Origin of the sequence: Mycobacterium ostraviense (assembly GCF_002705925.1) — a bacterium.
GTDB classification, from domain to species: domain Bacteria; phylum Actinomycetota; class Actinomycetes; order Mycobacteriales; family Mycobacteriaceae; genus Mycobacterium; species Mycobacterium ostraviense.
This window is the reverse complement of record NZ_NKRE01000001.1, coordinates 4,299,254-4,314,932: the sequence shown is the minus strand read 5'-3', so window position 1 is coordinate 4,314,932 and position 15,679 is coordinate 4,299,254. Positions and strand designations below refer to the sequence as shown.

The following is a 15,679-nucleotide window of genomic DNA, read 5'->3' as shown; positions in this document are numbered from 1 at the left end:
GTCAACCCTTACCCGTCAACGCTGCGGGGATCGCCGGCTGGTCACAGCGGCCCGTCGTCCCGGCCGCATGCTCGACCACAGCGCCCTCGCTGATGCCAAACCGCTCGTGCAGCCACACCAACGGTTTAGGCGCCCACCAGTTCCAGCTGCCCATCACGTGCATGAAGGCCGGCACCAAGACCATGCGCACCAGGGTGGCATCGGCGGCCACGGCAAGGGTCAGGCCCAGACCGAACATCCGCATGAAGGACACGTGCGCGGCGATCAGCGCGGCGAACGACATCGACATCACCAACGCCGCCGCGGTGATCACCCGCCCGGTACGCGCCACCCCGAGCGCCACGCTCTCGTCGTTGGCGGCGTGGGCTTCGGCCGGGTTCAGGGTTGCCGGACGGGCAGCCCCGGAAGCCAGCCAATACTCGCGGATCCGGGCGACCAGGAACACTTCGTAATCCATGGATAGCCCGAAGGCGATGCAGAACAACAGCACAGGCATGTTCGCCACCAGCGTCCCGCTCGGGGTTGTGCCCAGCGCTCCCAGATGGCCGTCCTGGAAGATCCAGACCAGCGCGCCGAACGCCGCACTCAGCGACAGCACGTTACAAACCAGCGCCTTGACCGGCAACACGACGCTGCCGGTGAGCAAGAACAGCAGCACCAGCGTGATGACGGCCATCAGGCCCAGTACCAGCGGGAGCCGATCGGTCACCGCATCGACGCTGTCCCGGTTGACCTGCGCCACGCCGGCCATCTCGACGGATCGCCCGGCCGGGCCGGCCACCTGGTGCAAGCGGGTGAGCTGGGTGTCGGAGGCGTGGGAAAACAGCGGCGCGGTGCTGTTGACGGTCAGGAACGCGCTGCCGTCGCCAAACCCGGCGGCTCCCGCGGGCGGGCCCACCTTAGTCCCGCCGACGAACGTTCCGCTCGGGGCGGTCACCGACGACACGTCGGGTACCCGCGAGAGGTCGGCGGCATAGCCGTCAAGGTCGGCCGGAGTCAGACCGCGGGCATCGGGGACGACGACCGGAACAGCCATCGCCAGGTCATGGGCGAAGTTCTTGCGCAGCTGATCACCCACCTGATGGGCAGAAGCCGTACGCGGGAGCACCCGGTCGTCCGGGAAACCCCACTTCACCGACAAGAATGGGAGTCCCAGCAGCACCAGCAGCGCGACCACCGCCAGACCGATCGGCAACCACCGGCGCATGACGAACTTGGTGGACCGATACCAGAACAGTTGCTCCACCGGCTTGTGCACCGGCTCCGGGCGACCCAGCATGCGGCGTATCAAGCGACGAACGTCCAATGCGTCGAGACGGGGACCCAGCAGCACGATCGCGGCCGGAGTGATCACGATCGACGCGGTCGCCACGAAGGCGACAGTGGCCACACCGGCGTAGGCGAACGACTTCAGGAAGTACATCGGGAACGCCACGGTGGCAGCCATGGACAACGCCACCGTGGTTGCCGAAAAAAGCACCGTGCGACCGGATGTGGCCATGGTCCGGATCAGGGCCTGCTCCGGGTCACTGCCCTCGGCCAGCTCGTCGCGATAGCGGCTGATGATCAGCAGGGTGTAGTCGATGGCCAGCGCCAAACCCAACGCGGTGCTCAGGTTGAGCGCGAAGATCGACACCTCGGTGGTGAACGTCACCAGTCGCAGCACCGACATCGAGCCGACCACGGCCAGGGCGCCCAGCGCCATCGGCAGCGCCGCCGCCAACAGGCCACCGAAGACCCACACCAGCACCAGGAAGCTGAGCGGAATCGCGATCGCCTCCATCACCAGCAGGTCCGCTTGATTCTGCTTGTTGATCTGGGCGTACTCCATGGCCGACCCGCCCGCGCGGACGGTGACACCGTCACGGTCGTGGACAATTTCGTCGGCCAGCGTCTGGGCGTTCTGCTGCGCGTTGTTCTCGCCGCCCTTGATGTTGACCACGATCAACCCCGACTTGCCGTCGGTGCTGACCAGGTCGCCGGACGCCTGCGGCGGCCCCGTCCACGGTGACGTCACGTTGTAGACCAACGGCGACCGCTGCAGCTGGCCGACGACGTCAGTACCGACCTTGCGAGCGGCCTCGCTGCCGACACCGGCCGGAGCGGTCACCAAGATCAGCATCTGCTGCCCGCTTTGGCCGAACTTGTTGGTCAGCACGGTGATGGCGCGGGCCGATTCCGAGCCGGGGTCCTGGAAACCCCCTGGCGACAGGCTTTTTGCGACCGGGATGCCGAAGACCGCGGCGGCCAGGAACACCAGCAAGGCAATCCCGATGATTCGGCGTGGCGCCGCTATGGCGAGTCGAGCGATCCCCTGCAACATGATGCGTCCCCTCCAGCGCCGGCGCCGGCCGTCCCCGAGCGGCCCACCGTATCGGCGGTAACTTACCAGCGATAACTTACAGGCGTCAAACAACGCCTGCTCTACTCACGAACCGGGGTACCGCTACGGTTCACCGGGAGGCGAATGCGCCGCCTGAACGGCATTGATTCCGTGGACGCCGCACCCTACCCACAGGTAAGAATTGCCACCATTTTCCGAATCGTGACTCAGCGATTCCTTAAGGGTGACTCCTACGCTCAGTGACATGTGGATCGACGACTCGAGTGCCGACGTCATCAAAGCCGACTTCGAGGCTCTCTACCACGGCGACATGCTGGTGGAAGGCGAGACCTCGGAGCAGCTCGAAGACTGGCACCCGCTGCCTACGGCAAGCTGAGGCACACTATGGGCATGCTTGCACGGCTACTCATTGCCGAACCTGCCATCAGCAGATGGTTTCGTCGATAACTGAATGCTTTTCCCAACGTGAGCCCCCCCGCAATTGCGGGGGGTTTTCCGTTTCCGGGGCGTTAGCGCGGGGCCATCCGGATGGCGCCGTCCAGACGGATGACCTCGCCGTTGAGCATCGGATTTTCGATGATGTGCACGGCCAGCGCCCCATACTCATCGGGGTTGCCCAGACGCGACGGATGCGGCACCTGCTTGCCCAGCGACTCGCGCGCCGGTTCGGGTAGGCCGGCCAGCAGCGGAGTGTCGAAGAGGCCGGGCGCGATGGTCATCACCCGGATCAGGTGGCTGGCCAGGTCGCGGGCGATCGGCAGGGTCATGCCGACCACGCCGCCCTTGGACGCGGAGTAGGCGGCTTGTCCGATCTGGCCGTCGAACGCCGCGACCGACGCGGTGTTGACGATGACGCCGCGCTCCTCTCCGATCGGTTCCGTCTTGGCGATGCGCTCCGCGGCCAAGCGCAGCACGTTGAAGGTGCCGACCAGGTTGATGTCCACGATCTTGCGGAACGCGGCCAACGGGAAAACACCGTCGCGGCCCAGCACGCGCACCGCGTTACCGGTGCCGGCGCAGTTGACGACGATGCGCAGCGGCCCCAGCGATTCCGCCAGATCCAGCGCAGCGCTCACGGCGGCCTCGTCGGTCACGTCGGCCTGCGCGAACCGCGCGCGATCGCCAAGCTGGGCCACCACGTCGTCGCCTTTGAGGTCCAGCACCACCACCTGCGCCCCCGCGTCCAGCAGCCGCTTGGTGGTGGCCAGTCCCAGCCCCGATGCGCCCCCGGTGACGACGGCTACAGCGTCCCTGATTTCCATGCGAGTCCTTTCGTCGCGCACCCGACCTACCGGTTGGTCGGGACTATACCCAGTCCTCGAGAACCGCTTCGATGCCGGTCACCGGCGCCACGGGCGGCCGCGGTTGATCCGGCACGGTGCGCGAGAACCGTGGCGCCGGTCGCGGCTGCAGGCCGCCGTTCACCTCGTAGAAGGTGTTCCGCTCGGCGATATGCGGCTCGGTCTGCACCTCGCCGAACGCCAGCACCGGCGTCACGCAGGCATCGGAGTCGGCGAACACCTTGGCCCAATGGTCACGGTCGTGCCGACCGAACGCGTCGGTCAACACCGCCCGCAGTTCGGGCCACCGGGTCACGTCGTTCTGCCGGGGCAAGTCGGCCCCGTCCAGACCCAGCCCCGCCAGCATGGCGGCATAGAACTGCGGCTCGATGGCACCCACGGCGACATAGCGGCCGTCGGCGCACTCGTAGGTGTCGTAGTAGGGCGCGCCGCCGTCGAGCATGTTGGTGCCGCGCACGTCGGTCCACATGCCGGTGGCGCGCATCGCCCACATCATCTGCACCAGCACGCTAGAGCCCTCGACCATCGCCGCGTCGATGACCTGACCTTTGCCGGAGCTCTGGCGCTCCCACAGCGCGGCCAGGATGCCGACGAGCAGGAACATCGAGCCGCCGCCGAAGTCGCCGACCAGGTTCAGCGGCGGCACCGGCCGTTCGTCGACCCGGCCGATGGCGTGCAGGATGCCGTTCAGCGAGATGTAGTTGATGTCGTGACCGGCCCGCTGGCTGCGCGGCCCGGCCTGACCCCAGCCGGTCATCCGGGCGTAGACCAGCCGGTCGTTGACCTTGGCGCAGTCTTCGGGTCCCAGACCCAGCCGCTCGGTGACGCCGGGGCGGTAGCCCTCGATCAGCACGTCGGCCTTGGCGACGAGTTTGAGGACGAGTTCGCGTCCCCGGTCGGACTTCAGGTCAGCGGTGACGATGCGCCGGCTGCGCAGCATCGCGTCGTTGGCGGTGCCTGCGCCGCCGCCGGCTGACGGGCGGTCGATGCGCACCACGTCGGCACCCAGATCCCCCAGGATCATCGCGGCATGCGGGCCGGGCCCGATCCCCGCCAGCTCTACAACACGCAACCCGTTCAGCGGTCCTGCCATTGATCTACCGGCCTTTCGTCTGCCTGGACGCCTTCGCATCTTTGCAGCCGGCTGCGACGGCCGTGCAGTTGCGGTCCCCTAGGGTGGGGCCCATGCCGCAGACCGGGATCGACACGCTGGCGCCAGTCGCGGGGCTTGACGTCAAACTGACCGACGGTGTGCTGTCGGTGACCATCGACCGGCCTGCGACGCTGAATTCCCTGACGGCGGCGGTGCTGGCGGGCATCGCCGATGCGATGGAGCGCGCGCCACCGATCCGCGGGTACGGGTGGTGCGCCTGGGCGGCAGGGGCCGCGGCTTCAGTTCGGGAGCCGGGATGAGCGCCGAGGATGTTGTCCGCGGCAAGTCCCGCACCGAAACCATCGCGGAGATCAACCGGGCGATCCGGGCCAGACCTCTGATTGCCGTTGCGAGTGGGCCGAAGGGGCGGCCTCCCGACTCCGGGACGAAGCGGCAATCCTTACCGACGGCGGCTCCGAATAACGTTGGACAACGAAAAAGACCCCCGGAGATCCCATTGTCGGCTGGACAGGTCAACTGCCTCGTTACTGGAGCGACCGGCTACATCGGTGCCCGACTGGTGCCGCGCCTGCTGGACGAGGGCCATCGAGTTCGCGCGTTGGCCCGCGACCCGAACAAGCTGGCGGGCGTGCCGTGGCGGGATCGGGCCGAGGTGGCGAGGGGCGACCTCGGTGATGTCGATTCGCTCGTCGCAGCTCTCGACGGGGTCCAGGTGGTGTATTACCTGGTCCATTCGATGGGCACCGCCAAGAACTTCGCCGTCGAGGAAACCAGGGCCGTGCGCAACGTCGTGGAAGCGGCGCGACGTGCCGGAGTACGGCGCGTGGTGTATCTCGGCGGTCTACACCCCGACGGACGCAACCTTTCGCCCCACCTCGAGTCGCGCAAAGCGGTAGGCGTGGCTCTGATCGAATCCGGTATCGAGACCGTCGTACTGCAAGCCGGCGTGGTGGTCGGATCGGGATCGGCGTCGTTCGAAATGATCAGGCACCTCACTGACCGGTTGCCGGTGATGACCACGCCGAAATGGGTGCACAACCGAATTCAGCCGATCGCCGTTCGGGACGTGCTGCACTACCTGGTCGCGGCGGCCACGGTGGACCTGCCGTCATCTCGGACCTGGGACATCGGCGGTCCCGAGGTCTTGGAGTACGGCGACATGATGCGGATATATGCCGAGGTCGCCGGACTGCACCGGCGCTACCTGTTGGTGCTGCCTTTTCTGACGCCGCGCATTGCCAGCCTGTGGGTCGGCACGGTGACGCCGATCCCGTCCGGTCTGGCGCGCCCATTGATCGAGTCGCTGGAATGCGATGCGGTGATGCGCAACTCGGATATCGACACCCTCGTCGCGCCGCCGCGGGGCGGGCTGACCGGTTACCGCCAGGCGGTTGCGTTGGCGCTCACGCGCGCGGCCCGCGGACTGCCGGACGCGAGCTGGGACTCGCTGCACTGCGAGCCCGCCGACCTGCTGCCCAGCGACCCGAAGTGGGCCGGCGAAATTGTCTACACCGATGTCCGTACCGCAGTGACCACCGCCGAACCCGAGGACATCTGGGCATCCGCTCAAAACGCCGCCAACAGTGGCCGGTGGTACTCATTGGCCTTGGCGCCGCGGCGCCGGCGCTCGCCGCAGCGGTGGACGGTGGCAGAACGCAACGCGACGACACTGCGGCTGGCCACGGCCACCCGGTTGCCCGGGCCGGCGTGGCTGGAGATCAGGGTCACGCCCCGGCGAACCGACGGCAGCAGGTACATGCAGCGGGTGATTGTCTTTCCCCGCGGCATCCCGGGGCGGTTGTACTGGTCGATGCTGCGGCCGCTCTACACCACCGCGCTGCGCGCGCTGGCACATGACATCATCGCGTCGGCCGGACAGCCGATCAGACGCCGAACAACGGCGGCAACGCGAGCACCATGATCAGGCCCCATACGACATGGGTCAGGATCGGTGCCAGCACGCCGCCGGTGAAACGCCGCTCCCACGCACACACCGTTCCCAGGATGGCCGCGGCGAATCCGAGCATCGGGTTGCCGGTGGCCATGATGGCCGCGACGTACACCAGGGTGGACAGCAGCGCCGGATAGAACCGGCCCAGGGCGGTGTAGAGCGCGCCGCGGAAGAACATCTCCTCGGCGACGCCGTTGATCAAGGTGATCAGCACCACCAGCACAGATCCGTGCTCGGCAAATCGCAGGACGCGGACAGTGAGGTCGGACACGGCCGGGATTTCCCTGGTGACCAAACCGCCCAGGACGAACACGCCACCGAGAACCAGCCCCACCGTGGTCCCGGTGATCACCGGGCGCTGGTTGCGCCCCCGCCAGCAGATGCCGCCCAGATGCAACGGTCCCGACCCCAGCGCCCCGACGGCCCATACCACGGCCAGAGCCAGGGTCAGCCAGTGAAACGTCGACTCCCCGGGCCGGCGACTCATCGACAGCCCTAGCACCGCAGCACCGATCAGCAGCACCACGCAGACCACGATGCGCCGGCGCAGCACCGCCTTGGGTGACTCGTGATGCGGCACTGCGACATTGGTCATCGCGCGGCGAAGGTCGTGGATCGCCCGGGGGCGGGGTGCGGTGGACTGGCTCATGCGGGCAGAACTTTCGGAGGCAGGGTGATGAGGATGTCCAGACTAGTTCGCAGCGCCCCGGCAAGCGGGCCGGGGACGACATTGAGCCCAGGAGGGGTCGGAATCAGCGAGGCAATGGCGATCGGCCAGCGCATTAACCGGAGCCGGCGGCGCATGCGGGGCGTCGGCCAGGGCCAGCGCGATGGCATCCTCGATGCCGAGCAAGCCACCCGGCGGATCGGGCACCTGGTCTCGCAGGCCGCTCGCGGAGGCCCGCATCGGGTGATCCAGTGATTCGACCAGGTCTGCGGCCAGGCCCTGCGGAATGGGCAGCGCGGCCGCCGTGATGCGTGACGCTGTCGCGGTGTCGAGCCCGTTGCCCACCGGCACCGCCGCGTGCCATCTGCCGCACATGCCGGCGTACGCCTCGAGCAGCCGCCGGTAGGACGTGGTGTCGGGGCCGCAGATGTCGTAGCCGCCCGCCGGTACCCGGTCGGTGTCGGCCGCGGCGACCAGGTAATGCAGCACGTCATTGAACGGAGATCGGGTCGATCGGATTGTCCATCCAATTCGGCATCGGCATGACCGGGAAGCGATCCCCGGCATAGCGCAACATCTCGAACGACGTCGAACCCGCGCCGACGATGATGGCGGCGCCCAGCCATACCAGTTCCGGGCCGTCCTCGACGGTCAAGGCCGCGGCCACTTCGGCCCTGCTGGTCAGGTGCTGCGACAGCGCCTCGTTTTCGGCGGCGTCGGGCACGAACCCGTCCAGGTAGACGATGCGCCGCACTCCGGCAGCGCGGGCGGCGACGGCCACGTTGGCGGCCGCGGCGTTGTCGCTGTCGCGGAAGCCGGGCTGACCGATGCCGTGGACCAGGTAGTAGACCACGTCGACGTGACCCGCGGCGGTCATCGCCGCGTGCGTTGACGCGGGGTCGGAGGCGTCGAGCAGTACCGGTGTCACGTTGTCGAACCAGCCCAACTGTCGCAGCCGGGCCGGGTTCCGCCCGGCGGCCAGGACTTCGTGGCCGTCGGCGACCAGCGCTGTCACCAGACGCGATCCGACGTAGCCGGTGGCGCCGGTGACCAGAATCCGCATGACATCCAAGCTAGCCGCGCAATGGCGTCGGCACCGCAACGGCCGTCGAGCACGGTCGAACCGATCACCTCGAGCGTGATGTGCCCGCAGTGATCAGCACGCCAACCCAGATAACGGGTTCGGACGCATCACGTGCAATGATCGCCTGACTTGCACGACTACATCGCGTACATCGCGCCTAAACCGCGACGGCCGCGGAAGCTGCCGCGTTTCGCGTCGATCACTTCGATGGCGAAGCCGTGGCGGGCCAGGCGTTGCTGAAATAGCTCTGCGCTCACCTGACTACGCAGCCGCGTGCCGGTCACGCGGGAAAACACGCGGGCCTGCGGAAGGACGATGGCCGGTGTCGCGTCACCGGCAGGGGTGAACCGGATCGTCGTTCCATCGGCGGTGACGGCCGCATAGTCGTATTCGAGCAGCTGGCCCCACCCACGCGGGCCGCGGACTGAAATCGAAGCATCGGGTTCCACCCGAAACTCGCATCCACCACAGGAGCAGGAGACCCGGCACGACCAGGACAAACAGGGCGTAGGCATGGGTATGTTGCAGGTGGGCGTCATAGGACCAGCCGCTGAGCGCTTCGGACGTCCAGCCCGCAACGAAGGTCCCCATGTCGGTTAGCACGTCATGGACGGTCGCGCGACCGGTGGACAGGTCGTAGACGATGGCGCCGATGGCGCCAATGCCGCCAACCGTGAGGGCCACACCGATCAAGACCAGCCCCCAGTTCGTCCGGGAAACAAAAGTCCCGTGCACGTCGGCCGCTTCGTCCATCGCCACCAGGGGCCTGCCCAGCGGCTTGGCCAGGGACCAGACGCTGACGCCGATCGCCGCAGCTAGCACCAACAACTCCAGCGGACCGAAGGATTCGCGGTCGGAGTTGGCGATCGCCAGGCCCAGGAAAGTTAGCCAGGCCACCCACGGCAACGCGCGTTGCCAACCGGCAACCCGCCTCGCCGGGGTCGATTCATCCTCCCCCGCGTCAGGCATGTCGTCGTCGATCTCGTCCGGTTGGTACCCGTCAGATGGCTCCTGGTCGGCCATGCGGCGATCGTAGCGTCAGCGCGGATTGGCAGCCGGCTATCGCTGCCCGGTAGCTGGTCCTGCTAACAGAGCCGACCTGCAGCGATGCCCAAGGGGGTCAAACGCATTCCGCTGTTCGGGTTGGGCTGCGTGGCCGGCGCCGCCGGGGTGGCGCGCGTACATGACTATCTGCGGGCTTCCCGAACCAGGTCGCAGCGCTGCTGGCGGTGGAACTGTGCTCGCTGACCGTTCAGCGCGACGACCACTCGGTGGCCAATCTCGTCGCGTCCAGCCTGTTCGGTGACGGCGCCGGCGCCGTCGTCGCGACCGGGGCCGAGCTGGCTTCCGGATTGCGGGCCGGGCCCAGGCTGCTGGCCAGCCGCAGCCGCACCTATCCCGACACCGAGGACGTACTGGGCTGGGAGATCGGCAGTGACGGGTTCCGGATCGTGTTGTCCGTCGAGGTGGCGACCGTCGTGGAGAAATACGTGGCCGACGATATCCGCAATTTCCTGGGTGACCATGGGCTGACCACCGCCGACGTGTCGACGTGGGTGCTGCACGCGGCCGGGCCCAAGGTCATCGACGCCGTCGAGAATGCCCTCGAGCTACCCGTTCACGCCCTGGATCCCACCCGAGACTCATTGCGCGACAATGCCAACCTGTCGTCGGTGTCGATGCTGGACGTGCTTAGGGCCACCATGGCCGATCCGCCGCCGCCACCGGGATCGTTTGGGATCATGATCGCCATGGGCCCGGGTTTTTCTTCCGAATTCGTTCTGCTCGGCTGGTAGGCGATGTATTACCTGCTGATCCTGGCCGTCGGCGTGGAACGACTCGCCGAGCTGATCGTGGCCAGACGCAACGCGCGCTGGTCTTTTGCCCAGGGAGGCAAGGAGTTTGGTCGTCCGCACTACGTGGTGATGGTCATTCTGCACACCGCGCTGCTGCTCGGCTGCCTCGTCGAACCCTGGGCTTTGCACCGGCCGTTCATCCCGTGGCTGGGGTGGCCGATGGTCGGTGTGCTGGTGTTGAGCCAGGGCCTGCGCTGGTGGTGCGTCAAGTCGCTGGGACGACGCTGGAACACCCGGGTCATCGTGCTGCCGCACGAGCCGTTGGTGCGGCGGGGGCCCTACCGGCTGATGCACCACCCGAACTATGTTGCAGTGGTGGCCGAAGGGTTCGCGCTGCCGATGGTGCACACCGCATGGCTGACCGCGCTCGGTTTCACGGTGGCCAACGCGATGTTGTTGACGGTGCGCCTGCGGGTGGAGAACTCCGTTTTGGGCTATTCATGAGCTACGACACCGACCTGCTGATCGTCGGCGGCGGCCCGGGAGGTCTCGCCACGGCATTGCACGCACGCAGGCACGGACTTTCGGTCATCGTCGCCGATCCCCGGGAGAGCCCGATCGACAAGGCCTGCGGCGAAGGACTGATGCCCGGCGGTCTGGCCGAACTGACAGCGCTCGACGTCGACCCGGCCGGCATGCCGTTTCACGGCATCGCCTACGTCAGCGAAAATCGCCGCGCCGAGGCGCGGTTTCGCAGCGGTCCGGGCCGCGGCGTGCGGCGCACCACGTTGCACGCGGCGTTGGCGGCGCGCGCCAAAGAACAAGACACCGAATGGATTCGGACGCGGGTGACCGGTGTGTCGCAGGACGCCCACGGTGTGACGGCCGCCGGTGTGCGCGCGAGGTGGCTGGTGGCGGCCGATGGATTGCATTCGGGGGTGCGGCGGGCGGTGGGAATCACCGCGACGGCGGGTAGCCCACGGCGCTACGGGGTGCGCCGGCATTACCGGGTGCCGGTGTGGTCGGAGTTCGTCGAAGTGCACTGGTCGCGCTGGGGTGAGGCGTACGTGACGCCGGTGGAACCGGACCTGGTGGGCGTGGCGATCCTGTCCCGTCGGCGTCCCGAACTCTCCTGGTTTCCCTGGCTTTCCCATCATTTGCGCGACGCCGAACCCGGGCGCGCACGCGGCTGCGGCCCGCTGCGGCAGGTGGTGTCCCGCCGCGTCGCCGGGCGGGTGCTGTTGGTGGGCGACGCGGCCGGCTACGAAGACGCCCTGACCGGTGAGGGCATCAGCCTTGCCGTCAAGCAGGCGGCCGCGGCCGTGCAGGCCATCGTCGACGACGCACCCGCGTCGTATGAGGCTGCCTGGCACCGGGTTACCCGTAACTACCGGTGGCTCACCCGGGGTCTGGTGCTGGCCAGTACGCCTTACCCGGCACGCCGGGCCATCGTGCCGGCTGGTGCGCTGCTGCCCTCGGTTTTCCGGTGGGCGGTTAACACGCTGGCGCAGTGAACGAGCGTGTGGGTCGGGTTGGCCACATCCGCCACATTCGTCTCTTCGGGAGGGGGCTGCTCGCTTGCCCAATTGAGACTGGCGACTCAGCGCGCCTTCCAGACCGGCTCCCGCTTCTCGGCGAACGCCGATGGTCCCTCCTTGGCGTCCTCGGATCGGATCAGCGAACTCATCTCGCGCACGGTGCGCTGCCAGCCCGCTTCTTCGTCGGTGATGACGCCGTCGTCGACCCCGTAGGCGATGCGCTTGCTGGCCTGCACCGACAGCGGCGCGTTGACGGTCACCCGCGCGGCCAGCGTCAGCGCGGCGTCCAGCACCGAACCCTCCCTGACCACCTGGTTGATCAGGCCCCAGTCGTAGGCGTCGGCTGCGGTGATCGGCTCGCCGGTCAACAGCAGTTCCATCGCCAATTTGCGGGGCAGCTGGTTCACGATTCGGAAGACGCCACCGGCAGCGGCGATCAGTCCACGCTTGACCTCCGGCAACCCGAACTTGGCCCGTTCGTGAGCCACCACCAGGTCGCTGGCCAGCGCCAGTTCGGTGCCGCCGCCCAACGCGGTGCCGTTGACCGCGGCGATGGTGGGCTTGTCGATGAAGTGGTGCACGTAACCGGCGAAGCCCCAGTCGGCGTGGTCGGGGTGGTAGATGTTTTCCCGGCGGGCGATGGCTTTGAGGTCGGCGCCGGCGCAGAACGACGTGTCGCCGACGCCGGTGATCACCACCGCCCGCACGTCGGGGTCGTGCTGGGCGTCGTCCAGCGCATCCCCGACGGCGATGCTGACCGCGCCGTTGACGGCGTTGCGGGCTTCAGGCCGGTTGATCGTGATGACCATGACATTGCCGCGGTGCTCGACCAGCGCTGCCGGCTGGCCGTCGGCTTGGGTCACAGCAGCTCCAGGATGGTGGCGTTGGCTTGACCGCCGCCCTCGCACATCGTCTGCAGGCCGTAGCGAATTCCCTTGTCGCGCATGTGGTAAAGCAGCGTGGTCATCAGCCGCGCGCCCGAGCCGCCGAGCGGGTGACCGAGCGCGATGGCGCCGCCGTTGGGATTGAGCTTCTTCTCGTCGGCGCCGATGTCGTGCAGCCAGGCCAGCGGCACCGGGGCGAACGCCTCGTTGACCTCGTATGCCCCGATGTCGTCGATGGACAGCCCGGCGCGCTTGAGCACCTTCTGGGTGGCCGGGATGGGCGCGGTCAGCATGATGACGGGGTCGGCCCCGGCCAGCGCCACGGTTTGCACCTTGGCGATCGGCTTGCGCCCCAACGCCTTCGCTTTCTCCGCGGACATGAACAGCAGCGCGGCCGAGCCGTCGGAGATCTGCGAGGAGTTGCCGGCATGGATCACGCCGTCTTCCTTGAACGCCGGCTTCAGCGACGCCATCTTCTCCATCGGAGTGCCGCGGCGAATGCCTTCGTCTTTGAGGACGGTATTGCCGTCCGGGTCTTTGATGCCGACGATCTGGTCGTCGAACGCACCGGAATCCTGTGCGGCTGCGGCCTTTTCGTGCGATCCAAGGGAGAACTCGTCGAGCGCGAGGCGGTCGAGGCCCCACTGCTGCGCGATCATCTCCGCGCCGATGCCCTGGTTGGGGATCTTGCCTTCGTAGCGCTCCAGGAAGGCTTTGGGATAGGGCCGTCCGCCGTTGGCCAGCGACGAGCCCATCGGGGTGCGTGACATCGACTCCACCCCGCCGGCGACGACGACGTCATAGTGACCGGCCGCGACCCCGGCCGCGGCGAAGTGCACGGACTGCTGGCTCGACCCGCACTGGCGATCCACGGTCACCCCGGGGACCGTCTCGGGCCAGCCGGCGGCCAGCAGGGACGTGCGGGCGATGTCGAGAGCTTGCTCACCGGCCTGCATGACGCAGCCCCAGATGACGTCGTCGACGAGCTCGGGGTCGATGCCGGCCTTGTGCACCAGTCCGTTGAGCACCTGGGCGGACAGGTCCGCCGGGTGCACCCCGGACAGCCCGCCGTTTCGCTTGCCGATCGGGGAACGTAGCGCCTCGACGATGACGGCTTCAGCCATGACTATGTCTCCTTTGACAGAGTGATATTGAGTACATTGTTAACCAATGTAATCAGCGGGCAGGGGTTGGGGGTCGGACTCCAGGCTAGGGCGCCGCCTTGATGCCGGGGGCGAGCGGTCTTTGTGTCGCCGCGGAGTGGCGGGCGAAATCCCCCACGATGAGGCGATGATGACCTGGCGCGAGCGCGCTATCGGTGTTGGCCGGTGCAGTGAATCGCGTCATCCGAGACGACCGGAGCTGGCTGCTCGGCATGCTTGCGGATGTCGCGTGAATTGACGCAGCCACGTCGGTCGGCCTCACCATCACCTCGGCGATCCCGCCGGTGTTCGATGACTACGCCACCGTGGTACCGCCAGAAACCCCGGAAGAACAGCTGCCCTACGTGCGAGCCCGGCAGCTGCTGAGCAATAACGCCGCCAAGCGGTGGGTGCAGCGCGCGTCATAGCCACCAGGAAACAGCCGAACCAATCGTGTCGGACGTTTTCACAGCACTTGCCTTCGGCCGCTGTCCCAGTGTGCGTGCCGCGGTCGCGAACGGCATTGCTTTACTGGGTAACCCAAAATCTTGCCGTTGACGGAGCCCGGCGGCGCGGGCGAGCAGGCCGAGGGAGATCTGCGGATCCAGACTGCGTTCCTTAAAACCGCCTCGGGCTCAAGGACTTTCGATCTCGTCGCCCGGATGGCCCGCAGTCTTCCGGCACGAGTAAGTCGAGCAAAAGGATCGATCCGGTCACGCTCGGCGCGACAGCCGCGAAGACTTGCTAATTTAGGTAAGGCTAACGTAAGGTCCTTTGCCTGTGGATGATGCTCGGGGGCAAGGGCTATAGACCCGATGGCCAGCGGCAAATATTTAGAGAGGTTTGCGGGATGCGCATCGTGTCGTTCGGTTTCCAGACCTGGGGATGCAAGACCCTGCAGGCGCTGATCGATCTGGATCACGACGTCGTGCTCGCCGTCACCCATCCGGCTAGCGAGGAATCCTATAAGGCGATCTGGTCGGATTCGGTCGAGGAGCTTGCCCGCGAGCACGACATCCCGGTGCATCTGACCGAACGGGCTGACCCCGAGACCATCGACTTGGTCAAGCGCGCTGAACCCGACGTCATCGTCGTCAATAGTTGGTACAACTGGATCCCGCCAGAGTTGTACACCCTGCCGCCGCACGGCACGCTGAACCTGCACGATTCGCTCTTACCGAGGTTCACCGGATTTTCGCCACCGTTGTGGGCGTTGATCAGCGGCGAGTCTGAGTTCGGGTTGACGGTGCACCGAATGGATGACGGTCTGGACACAGGGGACATTCTGATCCAGCGTGCGCTGCCGATCGGTCCTACCGATACCGGCACCGAATTGGTCATGCGGAGTATGGATCTGATTCCGGGTGTGCTGGCCGAAGCGCTGACCGCGTTGGAGTCCGGGACGGCAGTCTGGCGGCCGCAGAACAAGGCCGAGCGGACGTACTTCCACAAGCGTTCGGAGCGCGACAGTTTGATCGACTGGAGCTGGCCGGCCGAGGATCTCGAACGGTTCGTGCGCGCATTGTCCGACCCTTATCCGCGCGCGTTCACCTTCTACCGAGGTGAACGGATTGAGGTTCTCGAGGCGCGCGTTTCCGAGGCCTGTTACGGCGGTACGCCTGGCCGGGTGATCGTGCAGGAGAAAGGCGGCGTAGTGGTCTCGGGGCCCAATGCATATCGGGGCGGCAACCGCGGCCTGGTGATCACTCGTATTCGCTGCATGGACGGAGTCGAGCGCCGCGGCTATGAGTTCTTTCGACGCGGCGGCTACCTCGATACCCATGCCGGCCAACGCAACGTCGGGACCGACGCGAGCTATGGCGGGCGACGCCAAGACTTCGCCGGAGAGCCTTCGCGA

General features: G+C 67.1%; 13 protein-coding genes and 4 pseudogenes. 8 read left to right on the top strand and 9 right to left on the bottom strand.

All coding sequences use genetic code 11. The features are described from left to right. Nucleotide 1: 1 nt before the first annotated feature. Complete coding sequence (locus CDN38_RS20240; RefSeq protein WP_075509977.1) at nucleotides 2-2,323, bottom strand: MMPL family transporter; 2,322 nt, start codon at nucleotides 2,321-2,323, stop codon at nucleotides 2-4. Between the two features lie 265 nt (nucleotides 2,324-2,588). On the opposite strand from CDN38_RS20240, the gene CDN38_RS31930 reads away from it, so the two are divergent. Further along, nucleotides 2,589-2,720 carry a hypothetical protein gene (locus CDN38_RS31930; protein WP_023366671.1) on the top strand — a complete coding sequence of 44 codons (132 nt, stop codon included), beginning with the start codon at nucleotides 2,589-2,591 and terminating at the stop codon, nucleotides 2,718-2,720. A gap of 133 nt (nucleotides 2,721-2,853) precedes the next feature. On the opposite strand, the gene CDN38_RS20235 is transcribed toward CDN38_RS31930, so the two are convergent. Both CDN38_RS20235 and CDN38_RS20230 read right to left on the bottom strand, forming a co-directional pair. Continuing rightward, a complete protein-coding gene (locus CDN38_RS20235; protein ID WP_075509978.1) occupies nucleotides 2,854-3,606 on the bottom strand; it encodes a 3-hydroxyacyl-CoA dehydrogenase in 753 nt (250 codons plus the stop codon). 43 nt (nucleotides 3,607-3,649) lie between these two features. Beyond that, nucleotides 3,650-4,738, bottom strand: a complete 1,089-nt coding sequence (locus CDN38_RS20230) for a CaiB/BaiF CoA transferase family protein (RefSeq protein WP_075509979.1) — start codon at nucleotides 4,736-4,738, stop codon at nucleotides 3,650-3,652. Nucleotides 4,739-4,830: 92 nt separating this feature from the next. Here CDN38_RS20230 and CDN38_RS20225 point away from each other — a divergent pair. Continuing rightward, nucleotides 4,831-5,159, top strand: a pseudogene (locus tag CDN38_RS20225) (enoyl-CoA hydratase-related protein); the annotation flags it as partial. 96 nt (nucleotides 5,160-5,255) lie between these two features. After that, nucleotides 5,256-6,680, top strand: coding sequence for a DUF2867 domain-containing protein (locus CDN38_RS20220; RefSeq protein WP_075509981.1), 1,425 nt, complete (start codon nucleotides 5,256-5,258; stop codon nucleotides 6,678-6,680). On the opposite strand, the gene CDN38_RS20215 is transcribed toward CDN38_RS20220, so the two are convergent. The 4 genes and pseudogenes from CDN38_RS20215 to CDN38_RS20205 all read right to left on the bottom strand — a co-directional run bounded on the left by CDN38_RS20215 (nucleotide 6,643) and on the right by CDN38_RS20205 (nucleotide 9,484). Then, nucleotides 6,643-7,359, bottom strand: a complete 717-nt coding sequence (locus CDN38_RS20215) for a CPBP family intramembrane glutamic endopeptidase (protein ID WP_075509982.1) — start codon at nucleotides 7,357-7,359, stop codon at nucleotides 6,643-6,645. The genes CDN38_RS20220 and CDN38_RS20215 overlap by 38 nt on opposite strands. Beyond that, a pseudogene (locus tag CDN38_RS20210) lies at nucleotides 7,356-8,440 on the bottom strand (NAD(P)H-binding protein). Before CDN38_RS20210 ends, CDN38_RS20215 begins: the two are co-directional and overlap by 4 nt. A 158-nt stretch (nucleotides 8,441-8,598) precedes the next feature. Continuing rightward, the gene (locus tag CDN38_RS29625) at nucleotides 8,599-8,745 is read right to left on the bottom strand and encodes a hypothetical protein (RefSeq protein WP_161951604.1); all 147 of its coding nucleotides are present in this window, start codon (nucleotides 8,743-8,745) and stop codon (nucleotides 8,599-8,601) included. Between the two features lie 46 nt (nucleotides 8,746-8,791). Next, nucleotides 8,792-9,484: a hypothetical protein gene (locus CDN38_RS20205; protein ID WP_075509983.1), complete on the bottom strand. Its 693-nt coding sequence runs from the start codon at nucleotides 9,482-9,484 to the stop codon at nucleotides 8,792-8,794. Nucleotides 9,485-9,580: 96 nt separating this feature from the next. On the opposite strand from CDN38_RS20205, the pseudogene CDN38_RS20200 reads away from it, so the two are divergent. From CDN38_RS20200 to CDN38_RS20190, 3 genes and pseudogenes are all read left to right on the top strand, one after another. Then, nucleotides 9,581-10,257 (top strand): annotated as a pseudogene (locus tag CDN38_RS20200) (type III polyketide synthase); the annotation flags it as partial. A gap of 3 nt (nucleotides 10,258-10,260) precedes the next feature. Then, nucleotides 10,261-10,761, top strand: a complete 501-nt coding sequence (locus tag CDN38_RS20195; protein ID WP_075509984.1) for an isoprenylcysteine carboxyl methyltransferase family protein — start codon at nucleotides 10,261-10,263, stop codon at nucleotides 10,759-10,761. Next, the gene (locus CDN38_RS20190) at nucleotides 10,758-11,771 is read left to right on the top strand and encodes an NAD(P)/FAD-dependent oxidoreductase (RefSeq protein WP_075509985.1); all 1,014 of its coding nucleotides are present in this window, start codon (nucleotides 10,758-10,760) and stop codon (nucleotides 11,769-11,771) included. The genes CDN38_RS20195 and CDN38_RS20190 overlap by 4 nt, the downstream gene beginning before the upstream one ends. Nucleotides 11,772-11,857: 86 nt before the next feature. Here the strand turns inward: CDN38_RS20190 and CDN38_RS20185 are convergent, their stop codons facing one another. Together CDN38_RS20185 and CDN38_RS20180 are read right to left on the bottom strand one after the other, a co-directional pair. After that, nucleotides 11,858-12,658, bottom strand: coding sequence for a crotonase/enoyl-CoA hydratase family protein (locus tag CDN38_RS20185; protein WP_075509986.1), 801 nt, complete (start codon nucleotides 12,656-12,658; stop codon nucleotides 11,858-11,860). Then, entirely contained in the window at nucleotides 12,655-13,803 is a 1,149-nt protein-coding gene (locus CDN38_RS20180) for a thiolase family protein (RefSeq protein ID WP_075509987.1), read from the bottom strand. Before CDN38_RS20180 ends, CDN38_RS20185 begins: the two co-directional genes overlap by 4 nt. A 323-nt stretch (nucleotides 13,804-14,126) precedes the next feature. Here CDN38_RS20180 and CDN38_RS31925 point away from each other — a divergent pair, with 323 nt between their 5' ends. After that, nucleotides 14,127-14,249 (top strand): hypothetical protein, encoded by a 123-nt coding sequence (locus tag CDN38_RS31925; RefSeq protein ID WP_267888229.1) that lies wholly within the window; start codon nucleotides 14,127-14,129, stop codon nucleotides 14,247-14,249. 422 nt (nucleotides 14,250-14,671) lie between these two features. Next, a pseudogene (locus CDN38_RS20175) lies at nucleotides 14,672-15,598 on the top strand (methionyl-tRNA formyltransferase); the annotation flags it as partial. Between the last annotated feature and the right edge of the window lie 81 nt (nucleotides 15,599-15,679).